Genomic DNA, 1,322 nt, shown 5'->3' with positions numbered 1-1,322 from the left:
TTTCCGCGTGCGCGGGCGTTTGCGTAGAGGCTGGCGGCCCATGGTGATTGCATGCGGGAGTTATGAGCGAAGGCAGTGATGGCCTTGCGGGCGCGTGTGTTGGCGGCCCACCGGAAGTAGACGCCGTGTGTCTTCCCGGATGCCTTGGTCACCGGTGCGGCTCCGCACTCGGCGGCGGCTTGTTCGGCGGACTCGACGCGGTCAAGGACTGGGCCAACCTCGGCGAGCAGCTGCGCAAGGTTGATGGTGCCCACGCCCGGCAGCTCGGCGAGGAGGAGGGCCCGAGGGTGCTTGGCAAGACGGTTTTTGATGGTCGTCTCGAGCTGGGCGATGGTGGCCTGCAGACTGCGCAGAAGCTGGACTTGCGCGGTGATGAGCGCGGTGAGGACGTCCGCGGGGAGGCTGACGGGGGCGATGGGAGCGGAGCGGAGTCGGGCCAGCAGTGCGGATGCCGGCTTGCCGCCGCGGTAGGCATGGCGCTTGCAGAAGGCGGCCATGCGGGCTTCGCCGAGTCGGGCGGCTGACTGCGGCGTGGGGTAGTCCGTCAGGAAGTCCAGGGCAATGTCGGAGACGAGCGAGCAGAACAGGTTCTTGGGTCCGGGCCAGTGCTGCTCGAGCAGAGCACCGAGCTGGTTGCCGGCGGCCGTGCGTGCACGAACGTGGTCATCGCGCAGGCGCACGAGGGCTTGGAGTTCTCGTAGGCCGCTGTCGACAGGCACGAGGCGGCGCAGGCGGTGGCCGTCGGTGCGTAGATAGTCCGCGAGTTTGTAGCTGTCACCGGGATCGGATTTGGCACCGGAGGCGCCCCATCGAGGTCGGGCGGCGTGAAAGGCAGTTGGGTGGACAGGCACGACCGGGTATCCGGCCTCGAGCAAGCGGTCGACGACCAGCCCACTGGAACGTTCGATAATGACGGGCAGTTCAGCCGGGGCGCCATGGCTGGACAGCCGGGCCAAGGCCGCCGAAAAGTCGTCTTCGCTGTGCTGGAAGGCCCAGTGGTCGATCACGGTTCCGCGGTCGTCAATGACGGTCACGTCGTGGCTGGCGCTGGCCCAGTCCCATCCGACGAACATCAATCTCGTCCCTTCTGCCGGAGTTGGTGGCTGACTCCGCAGGTGACGAGACCCGGCTGCCGGTTCCTCATTGTTCGGCCCTCGGTGGGGCATGTCCTTGACGCCGGTCTGGGGCCTCGGCGTGTCAGGGGCGGCAATACTCAAACTGGCCGTCGAGCGCGGCACGGCAACGAGGCCGTCCCCCGACACTCACCGGGGAGTCACGGCCCATGGGTTGGGCCGCAGCATCGATACTTCCCCAATGAGGCA

Annotated in this window: 1 protein-coding gene; it reads right to left on the bottom strand. The window is 67.4% G+C overall.

Features of this window, described 5'->3' with window-relative positions:
• Window positions 1-1,073 (bottom strand): IS110 family transposase (locus ACWCQS_RS46050; protein WP_451009998.1); only part of this gene is annotated, 1,073 nt, incomplete at its 3' end.
• Between the last annotated feature and the right edge of the window lie 249 nt (window positions 1,074-1,322).

This window comes from Streptomyces sp. NPDC002076, from assembly GCF_053593835.1.
This window is presented reverse-complemented; position numbering and strand designations above follow the sequence as displayed.